The organism is Paenibacillus sp. BGI2013, from assembly GCF_002843485.1.
GTDB lineage: Bacteria > Bacillota > Bacilli > Paenibacillales > Paenibacillaceae > Paenibacillus > Paenibacillus amylolyticus.
Genome location: NZ_PJFA01000022.1, coordinates 1 through 20,332 on the forward strand (window position 1 = coordinate 1; position 20,332 = coordinate 20,332).

At 47.2% G+C, this 20,332-nt stretch carries 19 protein-coding genes and 2 rRNA genes; 20 read left to right on the forward strand and 1 reads right to left on the reverse strand.

Annotated features, from left to right (window positions below; all coding sequences use genetic code 11):
* The 10 genes from CXK86_RS29930 to pssA form a co-directional block, all read left to right on the forward strand.
* Window positions 1-119, forward strand: a 23S ribosomal RNA gene (locus CXK86_RS29930); the annotation flags it as partial.
* A gap of 143 nt (window positions 120-262) precedes the next feature.
* Window positions 263-379, forward strand: a 5S ribosomal RNA gene (gene rrf / locus CXK86_RS29935).
* Between the two features lie 178 nt (window positions 380-557).
* Window positions 558-1,733, forward strand: a complete 1,176-nt coding sequence (locus CXK86_RS29940; protein WP_076254732.1) for a GNAT family N-acetyltransferase — start codon at window positions 558-560, stop codon at window positions 1,731-1,733.
* A gap of 461 nt (window positions 1,734-2,194) precedes the next feature.
* Window positions 2,195-2,656, forward strand: a complete 462-nt coding sequence (locus CXK86_RS29945; RefSeq protein WP_036671579.1) for a CtsR family transcriptional regulator — start codon at window positions 2,195-2,197, stop codon at window positions 2,654-2,656.
* Window positions 2,657-2,687: 31 nt separating this feature from the next.
* Window positions 2,688-3,212 carry a protein-arginine kinase activator protein McsA gene (mcsA, locus tag CXK86_RS29950; protein WP_036607138.1) on the forward strand — a complete coding sequence of 175 codons (525 nt, stop codon included), beginning with the start codon at window positions 2,688-2,690 and terminating at the stop codon, window positions 3,210-3,212.
* A gap of 28 nt (window positions 3,213-3,240) precedes the next feature.
* Complete coding sequence (mcsB, locus tag CXK86_RS29955) at window positions 3,241-4,311, forward strand: protein-arginine kinase McsB (RefSeq protein WP_036607140.1); 1,071 nt, start codon at window positions 3,241-3,243, stop codon at window positions 4,309-4,311.
* Window positions 4,312-4,495: 184 nt separating this feature from the next.
* Entirely contained in the window at window positions 4,496-6,958 is a 2,463-nt protein-coding gene (locus tag CXK86_RS29960; protein WP_101315040.1) for an ATP-dependent Clp protease ATP-binding subunit, read from the forward strand.
* A 272-nt stretch (window positions 6,959-7,230) separates the two neighbouring features.
* The gene (radA, locus tag CXK86_RS29965) at window positions 7,231-8,598 is read left to right on the forward strand and encodes a DNA repair protein RadA (protein WP_101315041.1); all 1,368 of its coding nucleotides are present in this window, start codon (window positions 7,231-7,233) and stop codon (window positions 8,596-8,598) included.
* A gap of 13 nt (window positions 8,599-8,611) precedes the next feature.
* The gene (gene disA / locus CXK86_RS29970; protein WP_036607144.1) at window positions 8,612-9,688 is read left to right on the forward strand and encodes a DNA integrity scanning diadenylate cyclase DisA; all 1,077 of its coding nucleotides are present in this window, start codon (window positions 8,612-8,614) and stop codon (window positions 9,686-9,688) included.
* Between the two features lie 45 nt (window positions 9,689-9,733).
* Window positions 9,734-10,465 carry a CDP-diacylglycerol--serine O-phosphatidyltransferase gene (gene pssA / locus CXK86_RS29975; RefSeq protein WP_017692048.1) on the forward strand — a complete coding sequence of 244 codons (732 nt, stop codon included), beginning with the start codon at window positions 9,734-9,736 and terminating at the stop codon, window positions 10,463-10,465.
* 126 nt (window positions 10,466-10,591) lie between these two features.
* Here the strand turns inward: pssA and CXK86_RS29980 are convergent, their stop codons facing one another.
* A complete protein-coding gene (locus CXK86_RS29980) occupies window positions 10,592-10,987 on the reverse strand; it encodes a nucleoside triphosphate pyrophosphohydrolase family protein (RefSeq protein WP_017692049.1) in 396 nt (131 codons plus the stop codon).
* 173 nt (window positions 10,988-11,160) lie between these two features.
* On the opposite strand from CXK86_RS29980, the gene CXK86_RS29985 reads away from it, so the two are divergent.
* From CXK86_RS29985 to sigH, 10 genes are all read left to right on the forward strand, one after another.
* Window positions 11,161-12,246, forward strand: coding sequence for a PIN/TRAM domain-containing protein (locus CXK86_RS29985; protein WP_047841132.1), 1,086 nt, complete (start codon window positions 11,161-11,163; stop codon window positions 12,244-12,246).
* 82 nt (window positions 12,247-12,328) lie between these two features.
* Window positions 12,329-13,024, forward strand: coding sequence for a 2-C-methyl-D-erythritol 4-phosphate cytidylyltransferase (gene ispD / locus CXK86_RS29990; protein WP_036607150.1), 696 nt, complete (start codon window positions 12,329-12,331; stop codon window positions 13,022-13,024).
* Window positions 13,021-13,497, forward strand: a complete 477-nt coding sequence (gene ispF, locus CXK86_RS29995; RefSeq protein ID WP_076254730.1) for a 2-C-methyl-D-erythritol 2,4-cyclodiphosphate synthase — start codon at window positions 13,021-13,023, stop codon at window positions 13,495-13,497. Before ispD ends, ispF begins: the two co-directional genes overlap by 4 nt.
* 33 nt (window positions 13,498-13,530) lie before the next feature.
* On the forward strand, window positions 13,531-14,988 hold the full coding sequence (gene gltX / locus CXK86_RS30000) for a glutamate--tRNA ligase (RefSeq protein ID WP_036671577.1): 1,458 nt from the start codon (window positions 13,531-13,533) through the stop codon (window positions 14,986-14,988).
* Between the two features lie 538 nt (window positions 14,989-15,526).
* Window positions 15,527-16,186, forward strand: coding sequence for a serine O-acetyltransferase (cysE, locus tag CXK86_RS30005; protein ID WP_036607155.1), 660 nt, complete (start codon window positions 15,527-15,529; stop codon window positions 16,184-16,186).
* Between the two features lie 42 nt (window positions 16,187-16,228).
* Entirely contained in the window at window positions 16,229-17,629 is a 1,401-nt protein-coding gene (cysS, locus tag CXK86_RS30010; protein WP_017692055.1) for a cysteine--tRNA ligase, read from the forward strand.
* On the forward strand, window positions 17,626-18,105 hold the full coding sequence (locus CXK86_RS30015) for a Mini-ribonuclease 3 (RefSeq protein ID WP_076254727.1): 480 nt from the start codon (window positions 17,626-17,628) through the stop codon (window positions 18,103-18,105). Before cysS ends, CXK86_RS30015 begins: the two co-directional genes overlap by 4 nt.
* Before the next feature lie 43 nt (window positions 18,106-18,148).
* Window positions 18,149-18,895, forward strand: coding sequence for a 23S rRNA (guanosine(2251)-2'-O)-methyltransferase RlmB (rlmB, locus tag CXK86_RS30020; RefSeq protein ID WP_017692057.1), 747 nt, complete (start codon window positions 18,149-18,151; stop codon window positions 18,893-18,895).
* A 5-nt stretch (window positions 18,896-18,900) separates the two neighbouring features.
* Window positions 18,901-19,422 (forward strand): NYN domain-containing protein, encoded by a 522-nt coding sequence (locus CXK86_RS30025; protein WP_036607162.1) that lies wholly within the window; start codon window positions 18,901-18,903, stop codon window positions 19,420-19,422.
* A gap of 171 nt (window positions 19,423-19,593) precedes the next feature.
* The gene (gene sigH, locus CXK86_RS30030) at window positions 19,594-20,238 is read left to right on the forward strand and encodes an RNA polymerase sporulation sigma factor SigH (protein WP_017692059.1); all 645 of its coding nucleotides are present in this window, start codon (window positions 19,594-19,596) and stop codon (window positions 20,236-20,238) included.
* Window positions 20,239-20,332 lie beyond the last annotated feature (94 nt).

The window sequence follows — 20,332 nt, forward strand, 5'->3', positions numbered from 1 at the left end:
TCAAGATGAGATTTCCCAGTATGTAAGACCCCTTGAAGACGACGAGGTAGATAGGCTGGGGGTGGAAGTGCAGCAATGCATGGAGCTGACCAGTACTAATCGGTCGAGGGCTTATCCAATAGCAAGTGATAATTCGCATGTTTCGTTTCGAATCTAGTTTTCAGAGAACGATCTCTGAAATGAAAATTGGTACATCACAGAACGTGTGTATGATTTTCAGTTCCATATCTGATTTTAAGAAGCTATGCTTCGACAAATCGCGTTTGGTGGCGATGGCGGAGGGGTTCCACACGTACCCATCCCGAACACGACCGTTAAGCCCTCTAGCGCCGATGGTACTTGGACCGCAGGGTCCTGGGAGAGTAGGACGCCGCCAAGCGAAGAACCACTGCCGATGTTATTCGGTGGTGGTTTTTATTTGTTTATTTTAGGGGATGCGGAAGCATCTCTTATTTGACTTTGTAAGAATCCTCTGACACACTCTAAGGGGTACATATATCAGATATCAGGCCATGATTTGGATTGATATAACTCTAGCGAATGGGGTGTAGGACAACATGGAAATTCAGAAATTGACGGTAGATGATTTTGAACCGGCGATGGCACTCTCCGAATATGCTTTTCAAGTAGTAATGAGTGAAGAACAGAAAGAAAAACGGCGGAGTCAATTTTCGTCACAGGATATATGGGGTGTATATGAGGACGGGCAGCTAGGAGCCAAACTTCACATCATTCCTTTTCAAACCTATATTCATGGCAGATCGTTCGAGATGGGCGGTATTGCGGGTGTTGCCACCTGGCCAGAGTATAGACGCAAAGGCTGGGTAGCGGGTCTGCTGAAGCATGCGTTGGAAGAAATGAATCGTAACAAACAGAGCATATCATTCTTGCATCCATTCTCTTTTGGTTTCTATCGGAAGTATGGATGGGAGACGTATGTTGAATTTAAACGTTATAAAGTACCTACAGCTCATTTGCCTCAGAAAAAAGCGACACCTGGAACAATTCGGCGTGGGGATCCGGGCCTCAGCATATTAAAGGAAGTATACAGTGCTTATGCTGAGCGTTATAACGGAACTCTGGTTCGGGATGATGCAAGGTGGGAGAATTCAGTTCTTGTTAATGGGACCAGCCAGAAGGCTGTATATTACGATGAAGCTGATGCAGCACAAGGTTATCTTTTATATGAGGTTAAGGAAAATAAATTTACCATTAAAGAGATCATCTATCTGAATGAAGAGGCTAGGCAAGGGCTGTGGACCTTTATTGCTAACCATGATTCCATGATCCAGGAAGTTACGTTGCAGGCGCCTGCCAGTGATACGCTTGCCTTCCAATTGGATAACCCACGGATTCAGCAGGAGATTGTACCTTATTTTATGGCGCGTATCGTTAGTGTAGAGCAGTTTATATCCCAGTATCCATTTGCAAGCCAGGACTCACCGGTTCAGATTGTACTTCAGGTAGAAGATGCCCACGCTCCATGGAATGAAGGGGTATGGCAATTAAACGTAGCAATGAACGGAACAGCGTCCATATGGAAAACATCGGAGCCAATTACTGATGATCAGATCATTAAGGTGGATATTCAATCCCTTACCGCGGTGCTCATGGGATATCGCAGACCAACGGAAATGGCACGAATCGGAAGAATTCACGGACCGAACACAGCAATCAAGGCTTTGGAACAAGCGATTCCTGAACGGGAAACCTATTTGCTCGATTTCTTCTGATGACTATTCCCACTGCTCCATTTAACTTGATTAGCTTATATAGAAATACGGCGTGATTGAAAGACAAATGGACTTCTCCAGCAATTTTGGGGAGGTTTTTTTGTGTCTGGGGAATATTTCGTGTAAAATCGTAAAAAATGAATAGTGACCCCACTTGGCAAAACCACAAAATATGTTATAATGGTTATAAAGTCAAAGAAAGTCAAAGTCAACTAAAGGTTTAATACTTAAGTAGCTTTCTTTCTACAATCTGATGCATGATCGCCAATATACGGGATTCATTTCATCGGAGGATCAAGGGAATATTAAAGGACCTTCGTGCTTCCTTCGCTCTCCTGTTAACACCTGTGGAAGCAAGATTCGCTGTTTCCCTGATTGGTTAAATGGGTAGAGAAGGTGTACTCTGTGGGGGCGTGTGGGTCCTTATTGACTTAACGTTTCAGACAGTGGAGGATGATTGGATGCGTAATATCTCTGATATTATCGAACGATATCTGAAGAGTATTTTGCATGAAAGTCCCGAAGGAATGGTTGAAATTCAGCGTAATGATCTGGCAGATCAATTCTCATGTGTACCTTCCCAGATCAATTATGTCATCAGCACACGTTTTACACTCGAGAAGGGATACCTGGTAGAGAGTAAACGCGGCGGTGGTGGTTATGTTCGCATACAGCGCATTGAATTACCGGCCCAATCAGCTCTGCATAATCATTTGCACCATAGTATTGGTGAAGAGATCGGGCAGACAGCTGCCGAAGGTCTGATCTATCAACTGGAAGAAGCGCGCTTCTTGAACAAACGGGAAGCCGGGTTGATGCGAGCTGCTGTATCTAGAGAGGTTATATTGGTCAAACTTCCTTACCGGGATCAAATTCGTGCCAGAATGTTGAAGGCGATGTTAATATCTTTGCTCGGTAAATGAAAACTATCGGGGTCAAAGGAGGTACATCAATATGCTGTGCCAAGAATGCAATAAACGTCCGGCGACACTTCATTTTACGAAGATCGTAAATGGAGAGAAGACGGAATTCCATATTTGTGAGTCATGTGCCCGTGAAAAAGGGGAAATGATCCCTGGAACAGCAGGTGGGTTTTCCATTCACAACTTGTTGTCCGGATTGCTTGATTTTGATCCAGCCGGCAAAAGTGGATCGGCAGGAACACCACCTGCAAAAGCTCTTCAATGTGAAGAGTGTGGTATGACGTACGCACAATTTAGTAAGATAGGCCGGTTCGGCTGCAGTTCATGTTATAAATATTTTGACAGTCGTCTGGATCCTTTGTTCAAGCGGGTTCATGGTAATACGTCCCATGTAGGCAAAGTGCCTGCACGAGCTGGTGGTCGCATCAAGGTGAAACGGCAAATCGCTGATCTGAAGCGTGAGCTCCAAGAGAGCATCGCGCAAGAGGAATTTGAAGAGGCGGCCCAGATCCGTGACCAGATCAGAGGACTTGAAAAAGGAATAGCTCAGGAGTAAAGTTTGTCATGAGTAGGAGGGATGCGTAATGCCTAATCTGCGCTTTACAGAGAAGGCGCTCAGCGACTGGATGCGCAGTGATGCGGCTGATTCCGAAATTGTCATTAGCAGCCGTGTCCGGATTGCACGCAACCTTCAGCATGTTCCGTTTCCGATGCTGGCTTCCAATGAGCAATCGGAAGAGGTGCTGAATAAGCTGAGCGAAGTACTTCAATACGATGACGTTCATGCCTTTGGGGATTTTCATACGTTGGATCTGATCGATATTGACGAACTCGACAAACGGGTGCTGGTGGAGAAACATCTCATCAGTCCAAGTCTTGCGAATGAATCCAGGAATGGTGCGGTTATTCTCAGTGAGGATGAGTCAGTCAGTATTATGATTAACGAAGAGGATCATCTTCGTATCCAGTGCCTCTATCCGGGGTTCCAGGTGAAAGAAGCCTGGGAGAAAGCTTCCGCAATAGATGATGCTTTTGAAGCGCACGTGGATTATGCTTTTGATGATCGCAGAGGATACTTAACCAGCTGTCCTACTAATGTAGGTACAGGTGTTAGAGCATCGGTTATGATGCACTTGCCTGCCCTGGTGATGACACAACAGATAGGCCGTATTCTAACCGCAGTTTCCCAAGTGGGATTGACGGTAAGAGGAATATACGGTGAAGGTAGCGAGGCGATGGGTAACCTGTTCCAGATCTCGAACCAGATTACATTGGGACAGACCGAACAGGAAGTCATTGAGAACCTGCATGGTGTTGTGTTACAGATGATTGGTCATGAACGTACAGCCAGAGAACGGTTAATTACCGACTCCAGACTGCGGATTACGGATCGTGTCATGCGTTCTTATGGCATATTGTCTCATGCAGCTATTGTTGATTCCAAGGAAGCTGCACAGCGCTTATCGGATGTACGCCTTGGCGTGGATCTCGGATTGTTGGATGGACTGTCCATCACGGTAATGAATGAGTTGAATGTGATGACACAGCCGGGATTTTTGCAGAAAACATTCGGGGAAGATATGCGCACAGATGAGCGTGACATATACCGTGCTCAGTTGATTCGTGATACGATTAATGCAGCGAAGCAGTCCTAGTTTAGCCTGATATAGTATTGAATTATGGTTTCATGCCGCATTGCGGCTTTTATATAATAAGGCATGTACAAATGCCGAATGACTTTATTCGCAGCACGGCTGCAAACAAAAATGATATGAAGAATACGACGGTTATTTCATTACATGACCTCGTTTTATCCAAAACCATGGAGGTGCAGGAGATATGATGTTTGGAAGATTTACGGAACGGGCCCAAAAGGTGCTCGCACTCGCGCAGGAAGAAGCTGTCCGTCTCGGTCATAATAACATCGGTACTGAGCATATTTTGCTCGGCCTCATTCGTGAAGGCGAAGGCATCGCAGCCAAAGCACTGATCGGCCTGGGACTCGGATTGGAAAAAATTCAGGATGAAGTAGAAACGCTAATTGGCCGTGGCCAAGAGCAACCTACCAACATTGCATATACGCCACGTGCGAAAAAAGTAATTGAACTGTCTATGGATGAAGCTCGTAAATTGGGCCACACTTATGTAGGCACAGAGCATATCCTGCTTGGATTGATTCGTGAAGGCGAGGGTGTTGCAGCACGTGTGCTCAATAACCTAGGAATTAGCCTGAACAAAGCACGTCAACAAGTGCTGCAATTGCTTGGCAGCAGTGAAGCTGTATCCAGCCATAATGGCACACCTGCCAATGTAAGCACACCAACGCTGGACAGTCTGGCACGTGACCTCACGGCATACGCCAGAGAGAATAACCTTGACCCGGTCATTGGACGTAGTAAAGAAATTGAACGTGTCATCCAGGTGCTCAGCCGTCGTACGAAGAACAACCCGGTATTGATCGGTGAGCCAGGTGTAGGTAAAACAGCGATTGCTGAAGGCCTTGCACAAAAAATCATTGCAAATGAGATTCCGGAAACATTGCGCGACAAACGTGTAATGACCCTGGATATGGGTTCTGTAGTCGCTGGAACCAAATATCGTGGTGAGTTCGAAGATCGTCTAAAAAAAATCATGGATGAGATTCGCCAAGCAGGTAACATTGTCCTGTTTATCGACGAATTGCATACCTTGATTGGCGCAGGCGGAGCTGAAGGTGCCATCGATGCTTCTAACATTTTGAAACCGGCTCTGGCCCGTGGAGAATTGCAGTGCATTGGTGCAACAACGCTGGATGAGTATCGTAAATACATCGAGAAGGATGCAGCGCTTGAGCGTCGTTTCCAACCGATTACTGTAGATCAGCCTTCTCCGGAAGAAGCGATTCAAATCTTGCACGGTTTGCGTGACCGTTATGAGGCGCATCACCGCGTGAAAATTACGGACGAAGCAATTGTGCAGGCGGTTAAACTGTCTGACCGTTACATTACAGACCGTTTCCTGCCAGATAAAGCGATTGACCTGATTGATGAAGCGGGTTCCAAAGTAAGATTGAACTCTTACACGATCCCACCAAACCTGAAACAACTGGAAAGCCGTCTGGAAGATATCCGTAAGGAAAAAGACGCTGCAGTTCAAAGTCAGGAGTTCGAAAAAGCAGCAGCTCTGCGTGATACGGAACAAAAAATCCGTGAAGAGCTGGATGTAACGAAGAACCAGTGGAAAGAGAAACAAGGTCGCACCGATTCCGAGGTTACTCCTGAGGATATCGCACAAGTGGTAGCCAGCTGGACAGGAATTCCTGTGAACCAACTGAAAGAAGAAGAGACACAGCGTCTGATGAATCTGGAGTCTATTCTACATGAACGTGTCATCGGTCAGGATGAGGCAGTGAAGTCTGTCAGCCGTGCGGTTCGTCGTGCTCGTGCGGGACTTAAAGATCCAAAACGTCCGATGGGTTCATTCATTTTCCTCGGCCCTACAGGGGTAGGTAAAACAGAACTTGCTCGTGCTCTGGCTGAAGCGATGTTCGGCGATGAAAATGCAGTAATCCGGATTGATATGTCCGAGTATGGTGAGAAGCACTCGACTTCCCGACTTGTCGGAGCGCCTCCAGGATATGTTGGGTACGAAGAAGGTGGCCAGCTGACAGAGAAAGTTCGTCGCAAACCATATTCCGTAGTCCTGCTCGATGAAATCGAGAAAGCACATCCAGAAGTATTCAATATCTTGTTACAAGTGCTTGAGGATGGTCGTCTGACGGATTCCAAAGGTCGCGTCGTTGACTTCCGCAATACGCTGATCATTCTAACATCCAACGTGGGTGCCGAAGCGATCAAACGTAACTCTACACTGGGCTTCACTGCAGTTGTAGATGCAGGAGCAGATTATGACAACATGAAGGGGAAAGTGATGGATGAGCTGAAGAAAAGCTTCCGTCCAGAGTTCCTTAACCGGATTGATGAAATTATCGTGTTCCATTCACTCGAAGAAAAACACATCGCTGAAATTGTTACGCTTATGAGTGAAGAACTTCGGAAACGACTGCTCGAACATGAGGTCGATTTCGAACTCACTGATAATGCCAAGTCTTTCCTTGCGAAGTCAGGCTTTGATCCAGCTTACGGTGCGCGTCCGCTTCGTCGGGCAATCCAGAAGCATATCGAGGACAAATTGTCCGAAGAGTTGCTCACAGGTAACGTAACCAAAGGGGATTCATTGCTCATCGACGAAGAGAACGGTGCACTGTCTGTTACGAAAAAAGACGTGGTCGTTCCGACCAATGAGGAAATCGAAACTAAATAATATTTAGCAAGCTTTGGAGTTAAACTTCAGCTTGTATTGATCCATAATCCTTAATCAAATCCTTCCCGGCTTCGGCCGGGGAGGATTTTTTGCACTTTGGACAGAAGACGGACATGATTATGTCAGGAACATGTGTAAAGTTTGCGATAATCCTTTACGAAAAATCTCAAACAATGGTAAACTTTTAGTAACCCTGCACGTCAGGGAGTTTGGGTGAAATTCGTCGAATAATGCAAAATGCTGTTATAAAATTAAATTATAGGAGTGCTGAAGTGGCCAAAGTTAAAACCAAGTTTCAATGTACGGAATGCGGCTATGAAGCCCCCAAGTGGTACGGTAAGTGTCCGGGTTGTCAGTCATGGAATTCAATGGTGGAAGAAACAGAGACGGTGGTCAAAACACAAGGGAGAAATTCTCCTCTGTTTGACAGTAAAGATAAACCGCTTCCTATCATAGATATAGATAGCGGTCAGGAACCGCGTGTACAGACTGGAATCGGAGAGTTGAACCGGGTATTGGGTGGCGGAATCGTTCCGGGTTCACTCATTCTGGTGGGCGGAGATCCGGGTATTGGTAAATCAACGTTGATGTTGCAGACGTCTCATGCTTTGACGCATTCGGGTTTGCGTGTGTTATATGTTTCCGGTGAGGAATCAGTCAAGCAAACCAAATTGCGGGCAGACCGTCTCGGGGCACTCTCTGCCGAGTTGTATGTACTGTGTGAAACCAATATGGAACGTGTAGAGGAAGCGGTGGATCAGATCCAGCCGCATTTTCTGGTCATCGACTCCATTCAGACGGTATATCTTCCCGAAGTTACCAGTGCGCCTGGTAGTGTTGCACAGGTAAGGGAATGTACGTCAAGGTTCATGCGGATTGCCAAAGGCAGAGGCATTGCAACGGTTCTTGTGGGGCATGTTACCAAAGAAGGTGCCATTGCTGGTCCACGTATGTTAGAACATATGGTGGATTGCGTGCTTTATTTTGAAGGAGAACGGCATCATACGTATCGCCTGCTGCGTGCGGTGAAGAACCGTTTTGGTTCCACCAATGAGATTGGTATTTTTGAAATGGGCGAGGATGGACTTCGTGAGGTGGGCAATCCGTCCGAACTCTTTTTGTCGGAACGTCCACTGGGTGTAGCAGGTTCAACGGTAGTTGCCAGTATGGAGGGGACACGTCCTCTGCTCGTGGAATTACAGGCGTTGATCTCGACGACCCATTTTCCTTCTCCTCGCCGTATGGCAACAGGGGTAGATCTGCATCGATTAAATCTGATCATTGCAGTGCTGGAGAAACGGATGGGCATGTTTTTACAGACCCAGGATGCGTATCTGAACGTGGCTGGTGGAGTACGATTGGATGAGCCCGCTGTAGACTTGGCGGTTGCCGTCAGCATTGCATCCAGTTTGAGAGATGTACCGACCAAGCCGGATGACGTCATCTTTGGCGAGATCGGTCTGACAGGTGAAGTTCGAGCCGTATCACGGGCCGAACAACGAGTGAAGGAAGCCGCAAAGCTGGGCTTCAAACGAGTCATTTTACCAGAAAAAAGCTTAAAGGGCTGGAAACATCCTCGCGGGATACAACTGATCGGTGTGAATACCGTGGCAGATGCACTAGCGGTTGCTTTAGATTAGGGGGCATAACAAGATGAAAGATATGAGCCAACTGGATAATATGAATGAGTTGTTAAGGCTGATCGCACCAGGTACACCTTTCCGCGAAGGTCTGGAAAATGTGCTGCGCGCCAAGACGGGCGCACTGCTTGTTGTAGGATACAGCCCTGAAGTAATGGAAGTGGTGGATGGGGGATTCTCAATTAACTGTGATTTCTCCCCAAACTATCTGTACGAACTCGCCAAGATGGATGGAGCCATTATTCTTAGCGAGGATTTGAAGCGTATTCTTTACGCCAATACCCAGTTAATCCCGGATTCATCTATCTCTTCATCAGAGACGGGGATTCGTCACCGGACGGCAGAGCGTGTAGCAAAGCAAACGGGTAAATTGGTCGTATCCATATCACAGCGCCGGAATATCATTACCTTGTATCAGGGAACACTTCGTTATTCCCTCAAGGAAATCGGGGTTATTTTGACCAAAGCGAATCAAGCGATCCAAACCCTGGAGAAATACAAAGCGGTATTAACACAGTCCCTTACGAATCTGAGTGCTTCGGAATTTGAGGAATTAGTAACGATTCCTGAAGTGGTTAATGTGATTCAGCGTACCGAAATGGTGATGCGGATCAAAACGGAAATCCAACGGTACATTCATGAACTCGGGAATGAGGGACGACTCATTTCCATGCAAATGGAAGAACTTGTGGGTACAACGGAAGAAGAAGCCTGGTTATTGTATAAAGACTATGCCCGTGACGACAGTGATGACAAAATCCGTGAAATTATCGTGGGACTGAAAAGATTGTCGGACGATGAGTTGCTGGATGCACATCATATTGTCCGTCTTCTCGGCTATCCATCATCAGCGGCTACTTCTGAGGATTCGGTTGCCCCTCGTGGATTCCGGGTATTAAATAAGATCCCCCGCCTGCCCAATGTTATTATCCATAACCTGGTGGATCAATTCGAACAATTGCCTCATGTTATTATGGCTACAATTGAAGAACTGGACGAAGTGGACGGTATTGGTGAAGTTCGTGCCCGGACCATTAAGGAAGGCCTCAAACGTTTGCAGGAGCAAATGTTTATCGACAGACAGATGTAAGGGTTTGCCTATATAAAGGCTTGAAATGGATGAGGTGAAACAACGATGCTAACCAGATTCATTCCGAATCTCTTTACCCTGGGTAATCTGTTTCTTGGAATGATGGCAATTTTGCTTGCGATTGATGGAAATTACAGTTTGGCTGCCATTATGGTCATTGTAGCGATGCTGCTGGATGGTTTGGATGGCCGAGTGGCACGTGCACTCAATGCTCAAAGTGAATTCGGTAAGGAACTTGATTCCTTGTCTGACATGGTTTCCTTTGGTGCAGCACCAGCCCTGATCATATTTATGGTGTCGTTTCAAGATTCGATGCCGATCCTCGCCTGGATTGCAACAGCGGCTTTTCCGATTTGTGGAGCCATTCGTCTTGCTCGATTTAATGTTCGTCCGGGAATTCCCGGGTACTTCACAGGTCTGCCGATACCGGCAGCCGGCGGGGTACTGGCCACACTGTCCTTGTTCAATAAGGATATTGGCCCGGTTAGCATGATGATTGCTACGTTGCTGTTATCGTATCTGATGGTGAGTTCGCTTAAATATCCCAATTTCAAAAAGGTCGGTTTGCCACGCAAGGCAATCTGGATTGCACCATGGGTTGTGTTATTTGCCATAGCTGTAGCCGTTATTTTCCCAGAGCAGTTATCCAAATTGATCTTTATTCCGCTGGTGTTATACGCCTTGTATGGAATGAAGCATAATGTGCGAACAGCGGCCTCGCGTAGTCGGGCGAAAAAGCGCAAGGATGAGAAATCTTCCCGTCCTTCCGATCGTTAAGTCGCCTTGGGGACAGACACTATACAAAGAAAGCACGTACTCTCCTGAACTGGAGAATGCGTGCTTTTTGTTTATTCAGATCTATTTACGGTAAAAGAAACCCTTACGGACGACATACATATCTTCTTACGACAGATTAAACATCCCTAACGTTGAACACTTCTGTGATTCGTGATTTACGACCTCTTCCATGTTAATGTCCAGCAGATTGCAGAGAGCCGACATGTAGAACAGGTTACGCCCTAGCTCAGAGCTGATGACCTCTCTGCAGTTCTCACACAACTCACCTTCCACATGCGTTTCCAGCAGGCCCTTGGTTTGAGCGATATCGCTCTCCGGGGCATATTTCTGCTTGGTGGCGTGCAGCTCGATGCAGCCGCATTCGGTAATGGCTTTGGACACGGCACGGTTAACAGACGCTCCGGCTTGTCCCGTTTTGGACAGTACATCAATCAGGCTGCGATGACGCAACAACAGTTCAGAAACTTGATCCTGGAAAGCCTGTAAACTTAGCGTACTCATTTTGCCACTCACCTCGGGATATGAATTGAATTCATTATATGCCAATAATTTACCTACTTTCAACTGACGATTGCAACATTTCCAAAAAGTTCTTCCAGATGGGATTAGCAATTCAGGAATTGGATCATACTGGATATAAAGATCAAGATACATTGAAGGAGGTGCAGGGACTAATGTGGAAAAAAGGCATTTTAACTTTTACAGGATTGTGCGGTGCATGGTTCGGCTACACGGCATATCATCTGGCAGGAAAATCGGTCCCATGGATGGCGGAGTGGATTCAGTCAGCAGGATTACTGGGAGCTGGTATATCGACGCTGCTGGGAGCTGTAATGTTTATGGCTGTATGTAATATTGGTGGAACATTGATGGCAGACAGGCTGCATAGTGGAATTGATTCATTGGCAAAAGTACCTATGAATGAATTGGCTGCAGGTGCTGCAGGTACCGTTGCAGGATTGCTCGTGGCCTTGTTACTTTACCCTGTTGTGGGATGGATGGGGACGGCAGGAGAGGTGCTGCAAGTGGCGCTGACGGTGATTAGTGCTTATTCCGGTTATACCCTTGCCATGGCGAAGAAAGACGATCTGGGGGCCTTCTGGATGTCTGGACGATGGGGTCATCCCGAGGTGGACGAGGATAGACGGATGGAAGAACATAAAATTCTGGATACCAGTGTTATTATCGATGGGCGTATCGCTGATATATGCAAAACCGGATTTATTGAAGGTACGATCGTAATTCCGGAATTTGTTCTGGAGGAGTTACAGCATATTGCTGATTCATCGGATCTGCTCAAGCGGAACAGAGGACGGCGTGGACTGGACATTTTGAACAAAATCCAGAAGGAACTTGATGTAAAAGTCCTGATCTACGAGGGGGATTTCGAGGAAATCTCCGAGGTGGACAGCAAACTGGTTAAACTGGCTAAAGTGCTTCAGGGCAAAGTGGTCACCAATGACTTTAACCTGAACAAAGTGTGCGAACTCCAAGGTGTATCTGTGTTGAACATTAATGATCTCGCCAATGCGGTTAAGCCGGTTGTTCTGCCAGGTGAGGAGATCATGGTGCAGATCATCAAGGATGGCAAGGAGCATGGTCAAGGTGTAGCCTATCTGGATGATGGCACAATGATCGTTGTGGAGGGCGGACGCGAGTATATCGGCATGATGATGGAAGTGCTGGTGACCAGTGTGTTGCAGACTTCAGCGGGACGAATGATTTTTGCCAAGCCGAAACTGTTGGAAAAAGCCCAATAAAGCGGTATGATGGGTAGTGTATCGTTGAATGATATTGTATATCTTTGGACGATAAACTGACAGACAAGGCAGGGATTGCGGCATGGATAAAGGGTGGGGCGTTGTCATTGTGGCAGCAGGTCGCGGAACCCGGATGGGGACGACCGAGAGCAAACAGTTTCTGTTGCTGCAGGACAAGCCCGTTTTCATACATACGCTTGAGGTATTTGCTGCGCTGGACGAGATCCGCGAGATGGTGCTGGTCACAGGAACCGCAGATGTTGAACGCTGCCAGGATTGGGTAAAAGAATACCAACTGGATTCACGTGTCCGTGTTATCCCCGGAGGGAAAGAGAGACAACATTCTGTCCATAAAGGCCTTGAGGCACTTGGGACGGATTGGGTTCTCGTTCACGACGGGGTACGTCCTTTTGTGAACCATGAGCAGATCAAGGGATGCATGGCGGCCGCCATAGCCGGTGGTGGAGCAGCTGTACTGGCGGTTCCCGTGAAGGATACGATCAAACAAGTGAATGCGGAAGGAGTCGTTACGGCGACGCCAGACCGCAGCAGTCTGTGGAGCATTCAAACCCCGCAGGCTTTTCGTCTTTCTTCCCTGCTCTCCGCCTACGAATCAGCTGAGCAGGACGGATTTCTGGGAACAGATGATGCCATGCTGGCTGAACGTCAGGGAATGTCGGTCAAGGTTGTGGAAGGCAATTATACCAATATCAAATTAACAACGCCGGAAGATTTGAAATATGCTGCGTTTTTGCTGGGGGGAGAGAAGAAGCGATGATACGTGTAGGACAGGGATTTGATGTACATCAGCTGGTAGAGGGACGCCCGTGTATTATTGGCGGAGTAACGATTCCTTATGAAAAAGGCCTGCTGGGTCACTCGGACGCAGACGTGCTGTTGCACGCGATCAGTGATGCCATTTTGGGTGCACTGGCACTTGGGGATATTGGCAAGCACTTCCCGGATACCGATCCGGAATTCAAAGATGCCGACAGCCTGAAATTGCTGGAGCATGTATGGCAGCTTGTGAAGGATCGCGGATACCGCTTAGGGAATATCGATTCAACGATTATTGCCCAGAAGCCAAAGATGGCTCCTTACATCCCACAGATGGCTGAGGTTATTGCCAAAGCACTCGAAGCGGATGTAACACAGGTGAACGTGAAAGCAACAACGACAGAGCAACTGGGATTCCCGGGACGGGGAGAGGGCATTGCCGCTCAATCCGTTGTTTGCCTTGTACGTGTGTGATATCATCAATCAATTAGTGACGGAGGGGATCATATGAGCACGGATATTCGTGTGCGTTACGCGCCGAGCCCAACGGGACACCTGCATATCGGGAATGCCCGTACGGCGTTGTTTAACTATTTATATGCCAAACATAATAACGGTAAATTCATTATTCGTATTGAAGATACGGACGTGAAACGGAATATTGCCGGTGGTGAAGAAAGCCAGCTGAAATACCTGAAATGGCTCGGAATTGAGTGGGACGAAAGTATTGACGTGGGCGGAGAATACGGACCATACCGTCAAACGGAACGTCTGGACCTCTATCGTAAATATACGCAGGAATTGCTGGATAAAGGTCTGGCTTACCGTTGCTTCTGCACGGAAGAAGAATTGGAGCAAGAGCGCGAGGAACAGTCTTCACGTGGAGAAACACCGCGTTATTCTGGCAAACACCGTGACCTGACTCCAGAGCAAATTAGTGCGTTTGAAGCGGAAGGCCGCGTAGCGAGTATTCGTTTCCGTGTGCCGGAAGAGCGCACATATACGTTTGATGATATGGTTAAAGGCACAATCTCGTTCAACAGCAAGGAATCCGGTGACTTCGTCATTGTGAAAAAAGACGGCATTCCCACATACAACTATGCCGTTGCTGTGGATGATCACTTGATGAAGATCTCCCATGTCCTGCGTGGGGAAGATCACATCTCGAACACGCCGCGTCAACTGATGATCTATGAAGCGCTTGGCTGGGAGCCACCGCAATTCGGTCATATGACGTTGATCGTGAATGAAAATCACAAGAAGCTGAGTAAACGGGATGAGTCCGTTATCCAGTTTATTGAGCAGTATGATCAGCTCGGCTATTTGCCTGAAGCGATGTTTAACTTTATTTCCTTACTCGGCTGGTCGCCGGAAGGGGAAGAAGAGATCTTCTCGCAAGAGCAACTGATCTCCATTTTTGATACGAAACGTTTGTCCAAGAGCCCTGCGGTATTTGATACCCACAAGCTGGCGCACTTGAACAACCACTATATCAAACATGCTGACCCGGAACGTATTGCCGAAATGGCCATTCCGCATCTGCAAAAGGCTGGACGTATTTCTTCCGAGCTGTCTGCTGAACAAAAAGAATGGGCTTATACTCTGGTACACCTGTACCAAGAGCAGATGAATTCTGCCTCCGATATTGTCGAATTGTCGGAAGTGTTCTTCCGTTCCAATCTGGAGCTTGAAAGTGAAGGAGAAGCAGTGCTTGCGGAGGAGCAGGTGCCAACTGTACTGAAGGCATTTGCGGATAAAGTACAGGCGAGCGAAGAGTTTACTCCAAGCAAAATGGCTGGATTGATCAAGGAAGTACAGAAAGAAACCGGCTTTAAGGGCAAACAGCTCTTTATGCCAATTCGTGTAGCCTTGACTGGACAGACGCATGGACGGGATCTGAACCAAACGATCGTGCTTCTGGGTCGTGATACGGTGATCGAACGTTTGCTTGCACAAGTAAAATAATCTTAGTCGAAGACATTCCGTTTATTTGGAATCTGAACACAGTCCTACGATGGATAGATTACGTAGGAGGCTGTTGTCAGTCTGAGGCCTTTTCGCTATAATAACAACACAACGAATAATTGATATGATGTATCTAATAGAACAGCAAAGATCGGGAGGAGTAGACTGACCCGGACAGATTCAGAGAGGATGGTCCCGTAGCAAAGAGAGATTTCTTTGGATGCGGTGGCTGTGAACCATCCACTGTCCATCAGTCGAAATGCGCCCGTGAGCTGCACAGCCGAATCCGGCCCCGCCTTTGTCGATCATGACATGGGAAAACGTTAGGATAGGTTGTGACGATTGGTTTCCGTTACCAAACCGCTTGAGGGCTCATTCTATTTAAGAATGGACCGAGCAGAGTGGGACCGCGATAAACGCCTCTGCAGCTAAATGCTGCAGGGGCGTTTTTTTGTTTAGGCGAGTGTGCAGTACACTACCAAGGAACGCGCCGTCCGGTAAGCCGGAGGACGGGAACCTGAACAAGAGGGGAACGAGCATGTTCAAGAAGATCAGATCAGATATCCAGGCGGTGTTTGAAAACGATCCGGCGGCCCGAGGTTGGTTTGAGGTGGTATTCACCTACTCAGGGCTGCATGCGATATGGGCACACCGGATCGCTCATTTTTTATACAAGCGAAGATGGTTCTCGGTTGCCCGGTTCATTTCGCAGGTTAGCCGTTTTATGACAGGAATCGAGATACATCCTGGAGCTACGATCGGAAATCGGTTGTTTATTGACCACGGAATGGGCGTCGTTATTGGAGAAACATGTGAGATTGGCGATGATGTCGTTATCTATCAGGGGGTTACCCTGGGCGGAACAGGGAAAGAAAAAGGGAAGAGACATCCGACCATTGGTAATAATGTGGTTATCTCATCCGGAGCCAAGGTGTTGGGTTCATTTAGCGTGGGAGATCAATGTAACATTGGTGCGAACTCCGTTGTGCTTAAGGAGGTCCCTTCCAATAGTACCGTAGTAGGTATACCGGGCAGAATTGTTAAACAGGATGGCCGACGGGTAGATCGCCTCAGTCAGCAATTGCCCGATCCGGTCGTTGACTCCTTGCGCGGTATGCAAAAAGAACTCGAACGATTGCAGGAAGAAGTACGTACACTGCAAAATGCCCGTGAAAATGAGACTGTGCGTGATACGTGATACAATAAATAAAGGCAGTATAGGATGAAAGGATAAGTGACCATGACGCTTCAGATTTATAATACGATGAGTCGTACCAAAGAGAAATTTGTTCCCCAAGAGCCAGGGAAAGTGAAAATGTATGTCTGCGGACCAACGGTATATGACTACATTCATATCGGGAATGCACGCCCGGTTATCTTTTTCGACACGGTTCGTGGATACCTGGAACAGACAGGACATGATGTGAACTATGTGGTGAACTTCACGGATGTGGACGATAAGTTGATTCGCAAAGCAGAACAACTTGGAACAGACGTTCCTCACGTGGCTGAGAAATTTATTGCTGCCTATTATGAAGACATTGAGGGATTGGGTATTCCCAAGGCAAGCAGCAATCCGAGAGTAACGGAAAACATGCCGCTGATCATTGATTTTATCCGTGAGCTAGTTGAAAAAGGATTTGCGTATGAAAATGGCGGTGACGTCTATTATCGCACAGGCAAATTCAGCGAATATGGCAAACTTTCGAAACAAAACCTGCAGGAGCTGCAATTTGGAATCCGTGTGGGTGTGGACGAGCGCAAAGAGCATCCTGAAGATTTTGTGCTCTGGAAGGCTGCCAAACCAGGTGAGATCTATTGGTCCAGTCCTTGGGGCGATGGTCGACCAGGCTGGCATATTGAGTGCTCCGCCATGGCTAGGGAGTACCTTGGGGATACACTGGACATTCACGGGGGTGGACAGGATTTGCAGTTCCCGCACCATGAGTGCGAATGCGCCCAATCCGAGGTATTAACAGGTAAACCACTTGCGAACTACTGGATGCATAATGGATTCATCCGGATTGATAACGAGAAGATGTCGAAATCACTCGGTAATGGTGTTCTGGTTAAAGACTTGCGGAATCAATATAAACGCGAAGCGATTCGTTATTTCATGTTGTCTACCCACTATCGCAATCCATTGAACTTCACGGATGATACGATGGAGCAGGCACAGAACAGTGTGGACCGGATTGCAAATGCGGTAGGTAACCTGAACCATCGTCTGAATGCAGTAACTGTTGATCAGGACATCACAGCAGAGTTTGCGGCAAGACTCGACCAAATTCGTCAGCAGTATCACGAGAAGATGCAGGATGATTTCAATACTCCTGATGCAATTACTGCGATGTTTGAGTGGGCAGGGGAAGCCAACCAACTGTTGCAGCAAGAAGTGGTTAATGCGGCAGACATTCGCGCACTCCTCGAGTTGTTCAGTGAATTGAATGCTGTGCTGCGCATCTATACTGACGCAGAGCCAGAACTTCTGGATGAGGAAGTAGAACGTCTGATTGAAGAGCGTGTAGAAGCGCGCAAGTCGAAAAACTGGGCAAGAGCGGATGAAATTCGCGATGAATTGTCTGCACGTGGCATTCTGCTTGAAGATACGGCGCAGGGCATGAGATGGCGGCGCAAATGAGCGAAGGACATCCAAATACACCAAAACAACAGGACCAGGTCACAGAGGGAGGGTGGTTCCCTTATCCTCCTTCCAGACCTGCGAGGTTGATTCCACCTATTGCACTGGCCTATATTGGTGATGCGGTATATGAGGTAGCTGTTCGTCAATATCTGTTGTCGAAGGCAAACATGCGTCCCAATCATTTGCACCGTAGTGCAACCGGGTTGGTATCAGCGAAGGCACAGAGCCGCATACTTACAACGATTGAGGATGAACTGACAGAGGAAGAACGGGATATCGTCCGGCAAGGGCGGAATGCCAAGTCGGGTAGTGTACCCAAAAATGCAGATGTATTGGAGTACAGACATGCTACCGCTTTTGAATGTCTCATTGGTTACCTCTACAGCAGTGGTCATCATGATCGCATGATTGAACTGATCGGGCTTGGCATTGAGCACGCGGAACAACAATCGCCATCGCCGACAAAAAAATAGAAATTTCAACAAAACAACGCATTACAGAGAGGATCGAACAACGATGGAAGAAGAATGGATCGCCGGTAAACACTCCGTGACGGAGGCGCTGCGTTCAGGCCGGACCATTAATAAAATATGGATTGCCGATACAGCACAGAAACATCTGACTCAACCTATTATCTCGGAAGCTAAAAAGCTAGGTATTGTCATTCAACACGTGGACAAGCGTAAACTGGATCAAACGGTACCAGGCATCCAGCATCAGGGGGTAGTTGCTCAAGCAGCACCTTACGCTTATGTGGAGGTGGAAGACATTCTTGCCGCAGCAAAAGCGAAGAATGAGCATCCTTTCCTGATTCTGCTGGATGAGATTGAAGATCCTCATAACCTGGGGTCTATTTTGCGGACAGCAGATTGCACGGGTGCGCATGGCGTCATTGTACCGAAACGTCGCTCGGCAGCGGTAACCGTGACCGTATCCAAAACATCAGCAGGCGCTGTGGAGTACGTGCCAGTGGCTCGGGTAAGTAATCTTGGTCAGACCATCGATCGCCTCAAAGAGGAAGGTGTATGGGTTGTAGGGACAGATGTCACGGCTCATGAAGGTGTCTTTGGTAATGGGGTCTTTACTGGCCCTGTGGCATTGGTAATCGGAAATGAGAACAAGGGAATGGGACGACTTATTCGTGAGAAATGCGATGTGCTGATCAAACTACCAATGCAAGGTCAGATTAATTCCCTGAATGCTTCCGTGGCAGCCGGGGTTGTCATGTACGAAGTGCTCCGCTCGCGTCAAGCGCAGGAATAGAAGGTATGGCTGATTCCCGTGATGTGCTTCTTGTAGACGGGTACAACATGATTGGCGACTGGCCGGAATTAACCAAACTGGCGGAAAGTGGGCTCGAAGAGGCACGTAACAGGCTTCTCTTTCGTCTTGCAGACTACCAGGCTTTCTCCGGCCGTCGAGTCATTGTTGTGTTTGACGCCTACCTTGTGCCTGGACTCGGTAAATCCTTTACTCAGAGCAAAGTGCAGATCTATTTTACAAAGGAAAAAGAGACGGCAGACGAATGCATTGAAAGACTCGTTCGGGAACTAAGCATGCGAAGACGCCAAATCTATGTGGCTACGAGCGATATGGTAGAGCAACATGTCATTTTTGGACAGGGAGCGCTACGCGTATCTGCAAGGGAGTTACTAATTGAAGTTGAGCAGAACGAAAAAGAATTAAAAAAACGACTGGAAGAAGATCAGGCGAAGACCACGCGTAACACACTCGGGGGTAAGTTAAGTCCCGATGTATTGAAAGAGTTTGAGCGATGGCGCCGGGAATAACAGCACGTTTTTACAAAAATTAGAATATTGAAACTCTTGACATTTATGTTATTGATGTTCTTTTTTAGGCAGAGCGTGGTTGACGGTGTGAGGTACCATCATATATACTGATCCTATATTTCATAGAGTAGAGTAACGGGGTACCTTGCGTTGCAGCCGGAGGGATTGTCTGTGAGTGTCGACCTCAAAGATATCATGTTATCTAAGTATGATTACCAAAGTGACGAAGACATTGTCGAAGCTTTCCGTGAAGGCGAAAGCGAAGCGTTAGAGTTTCTAATTAACAAATATCGTAACTTTGTACGCGCCAAGGCAAGATCTTATTTTCTGATTGGGGCAGACCGGGAAGATATTATTCAAGAAGGAATGATTGGCCTCTACAAATCCATTCGAGATTTCAAAGGGGACAAACTGGCTTCGTTCAAGGCTTTTGCCGAACTGTGTATTACAAGACAGATCATCACGGCGATTAAGACAGCAACACGTCAGAAGCATATTCCGCTTAATTCTTATGTATCTCTGGACAAGCCTATTTATGACGAAGAGTCTGATCGTACGTTACTCGATGTGATTTGTGGAACCCAGGTCAGTGATCCGGAAGAACTTATCATCAATCAGGAAGAGTTTGTGGGCCTGGAAGATAAAATGTCCGAGATTCTGAGTGATCTGGAACGTAAAGTATTGATGTTGTATCTGGACGGGAGATCTTATCAAGAGATTGCAGTAGATTTGGACAGACATGTGAAGTCCATTGATAATGCACTTCAGCGCGTCAAGCGCAAACTTGAAAAGTACCTGGAAGTTCGAGATAATTAAACACATGTTGTCGTTGACGGAAAAGGCTCGGTGTTTGAGTCTTTTTTTAGTGTCTCAAGTTTATAAAATCTAAGAATGTTTATACTAGTAATCG

Coding starts and splice junctions, on each gene's coding strand:
- CXK86_RS29940 (WP_076254732.1), top strand. CDS start 558: ATGGAAATTCAGAAATTGACGGTAGATGATTTTGAACCGGCGATGGCA.
- CXK86_RS29945 (WP_036671579.1), top strand. CDS start 2,195: ATGCGTAATATCTCTGATATTATCGAACGATATCTGAAGAGTATTTTG.
- mcsA (WP_036607138.1), top strand. CDS start 2,688: ATGCTGTGCCAAGAATGCAATAAACGTCCGGCGACACTTCATTTTACG.
- mcsB (WP_036607140.1), top strand. CDS start 3,241: ATGCCTAATCTGCGCTTTACAGAGAAGGCGCTCAGCGACTGGATGCGC.
- CXK86_RS29960 (WP_101315040.1), top strand. CDS start 4,496: ATGATGTTTGGAAGATTTACGGAACGGGCCCAAAAGGTGCTCGCACTC.
- disA (WP_036607144.1), top strand. CDS start 8,612: ATGAAAGATATGAGCCAACTGGATAATATGAATGAGTTGTTAAGGCTG.
- pssA (WP_017692048.1), top strand. CDS start 9,734: ATGCTAACCAGATTCATTCCGAATCTCTTTACCCTGGGTAATCTGTTT.
- CXK86_RS29980 (WP_017692049.1), bottom strand. CDS start 10,987: ATGAGTACGCTAAGTTTACAGGCTTTCCAGGATCAAGTTTCTGAACTG.
- CXK86_RS29985 (WP_047841132.1), top strand. CDS start 11,161: ATGTGGAAAAAAGGCATTTTAACTTTTACAGGATTGTGCGGTGCATGG.
- ispD (WP_036607150.1), top strand. CDS start 12,329: ATGGATAAAGGGTGGGGCGTTGTCATTGTGGCAGCAGGTCGCGGAACC.
- ispF (WP_076254730.1), top strand. CDS start 13,021: ATGATACGTGTAGGACAGGGATTTGATGTACATCAGCTGGTAGAGGGA.
- gltX (WP_036671577.1), top strand. CDS start 13,531: ATGAGCACGGATATTCGTGTGCGTTACGCGCCGAGCCCAACGGGACAC.
- cysE (WP_036607155.1), top strand. CDS start 15,527: ATGTTCAAGAAGATCAGATCAGATATCCAGGCGGTGTTTGAAAACGAT.
- cysS (WP_017692055.1), top strand. CDS start 16,229: ATGACGCTTCAGATTTATAATACGATGAGTCGTACCAAAGAGAAATTT.
- CXK86_RS30015 (WP_076254727.1), top strand. CDS start 17,626: ATGAGCGAAGGACATCCAAATACACCAAAACAACAGGACCAGGTCACA.
- rlmB (WP_017692057.1), top strand. CDS start 18,149: ATGGAAGAAGAATGGATCGCCGGTAAACACTCCGTGACGGAGGCGCTG.
- CXK86_RS30025 (WP_036607162.1), top strand. CDS start 18,901: ATGGCTGATTCCCGTGATGTGCTTCTTGTAGACGGGTACAACATGATT.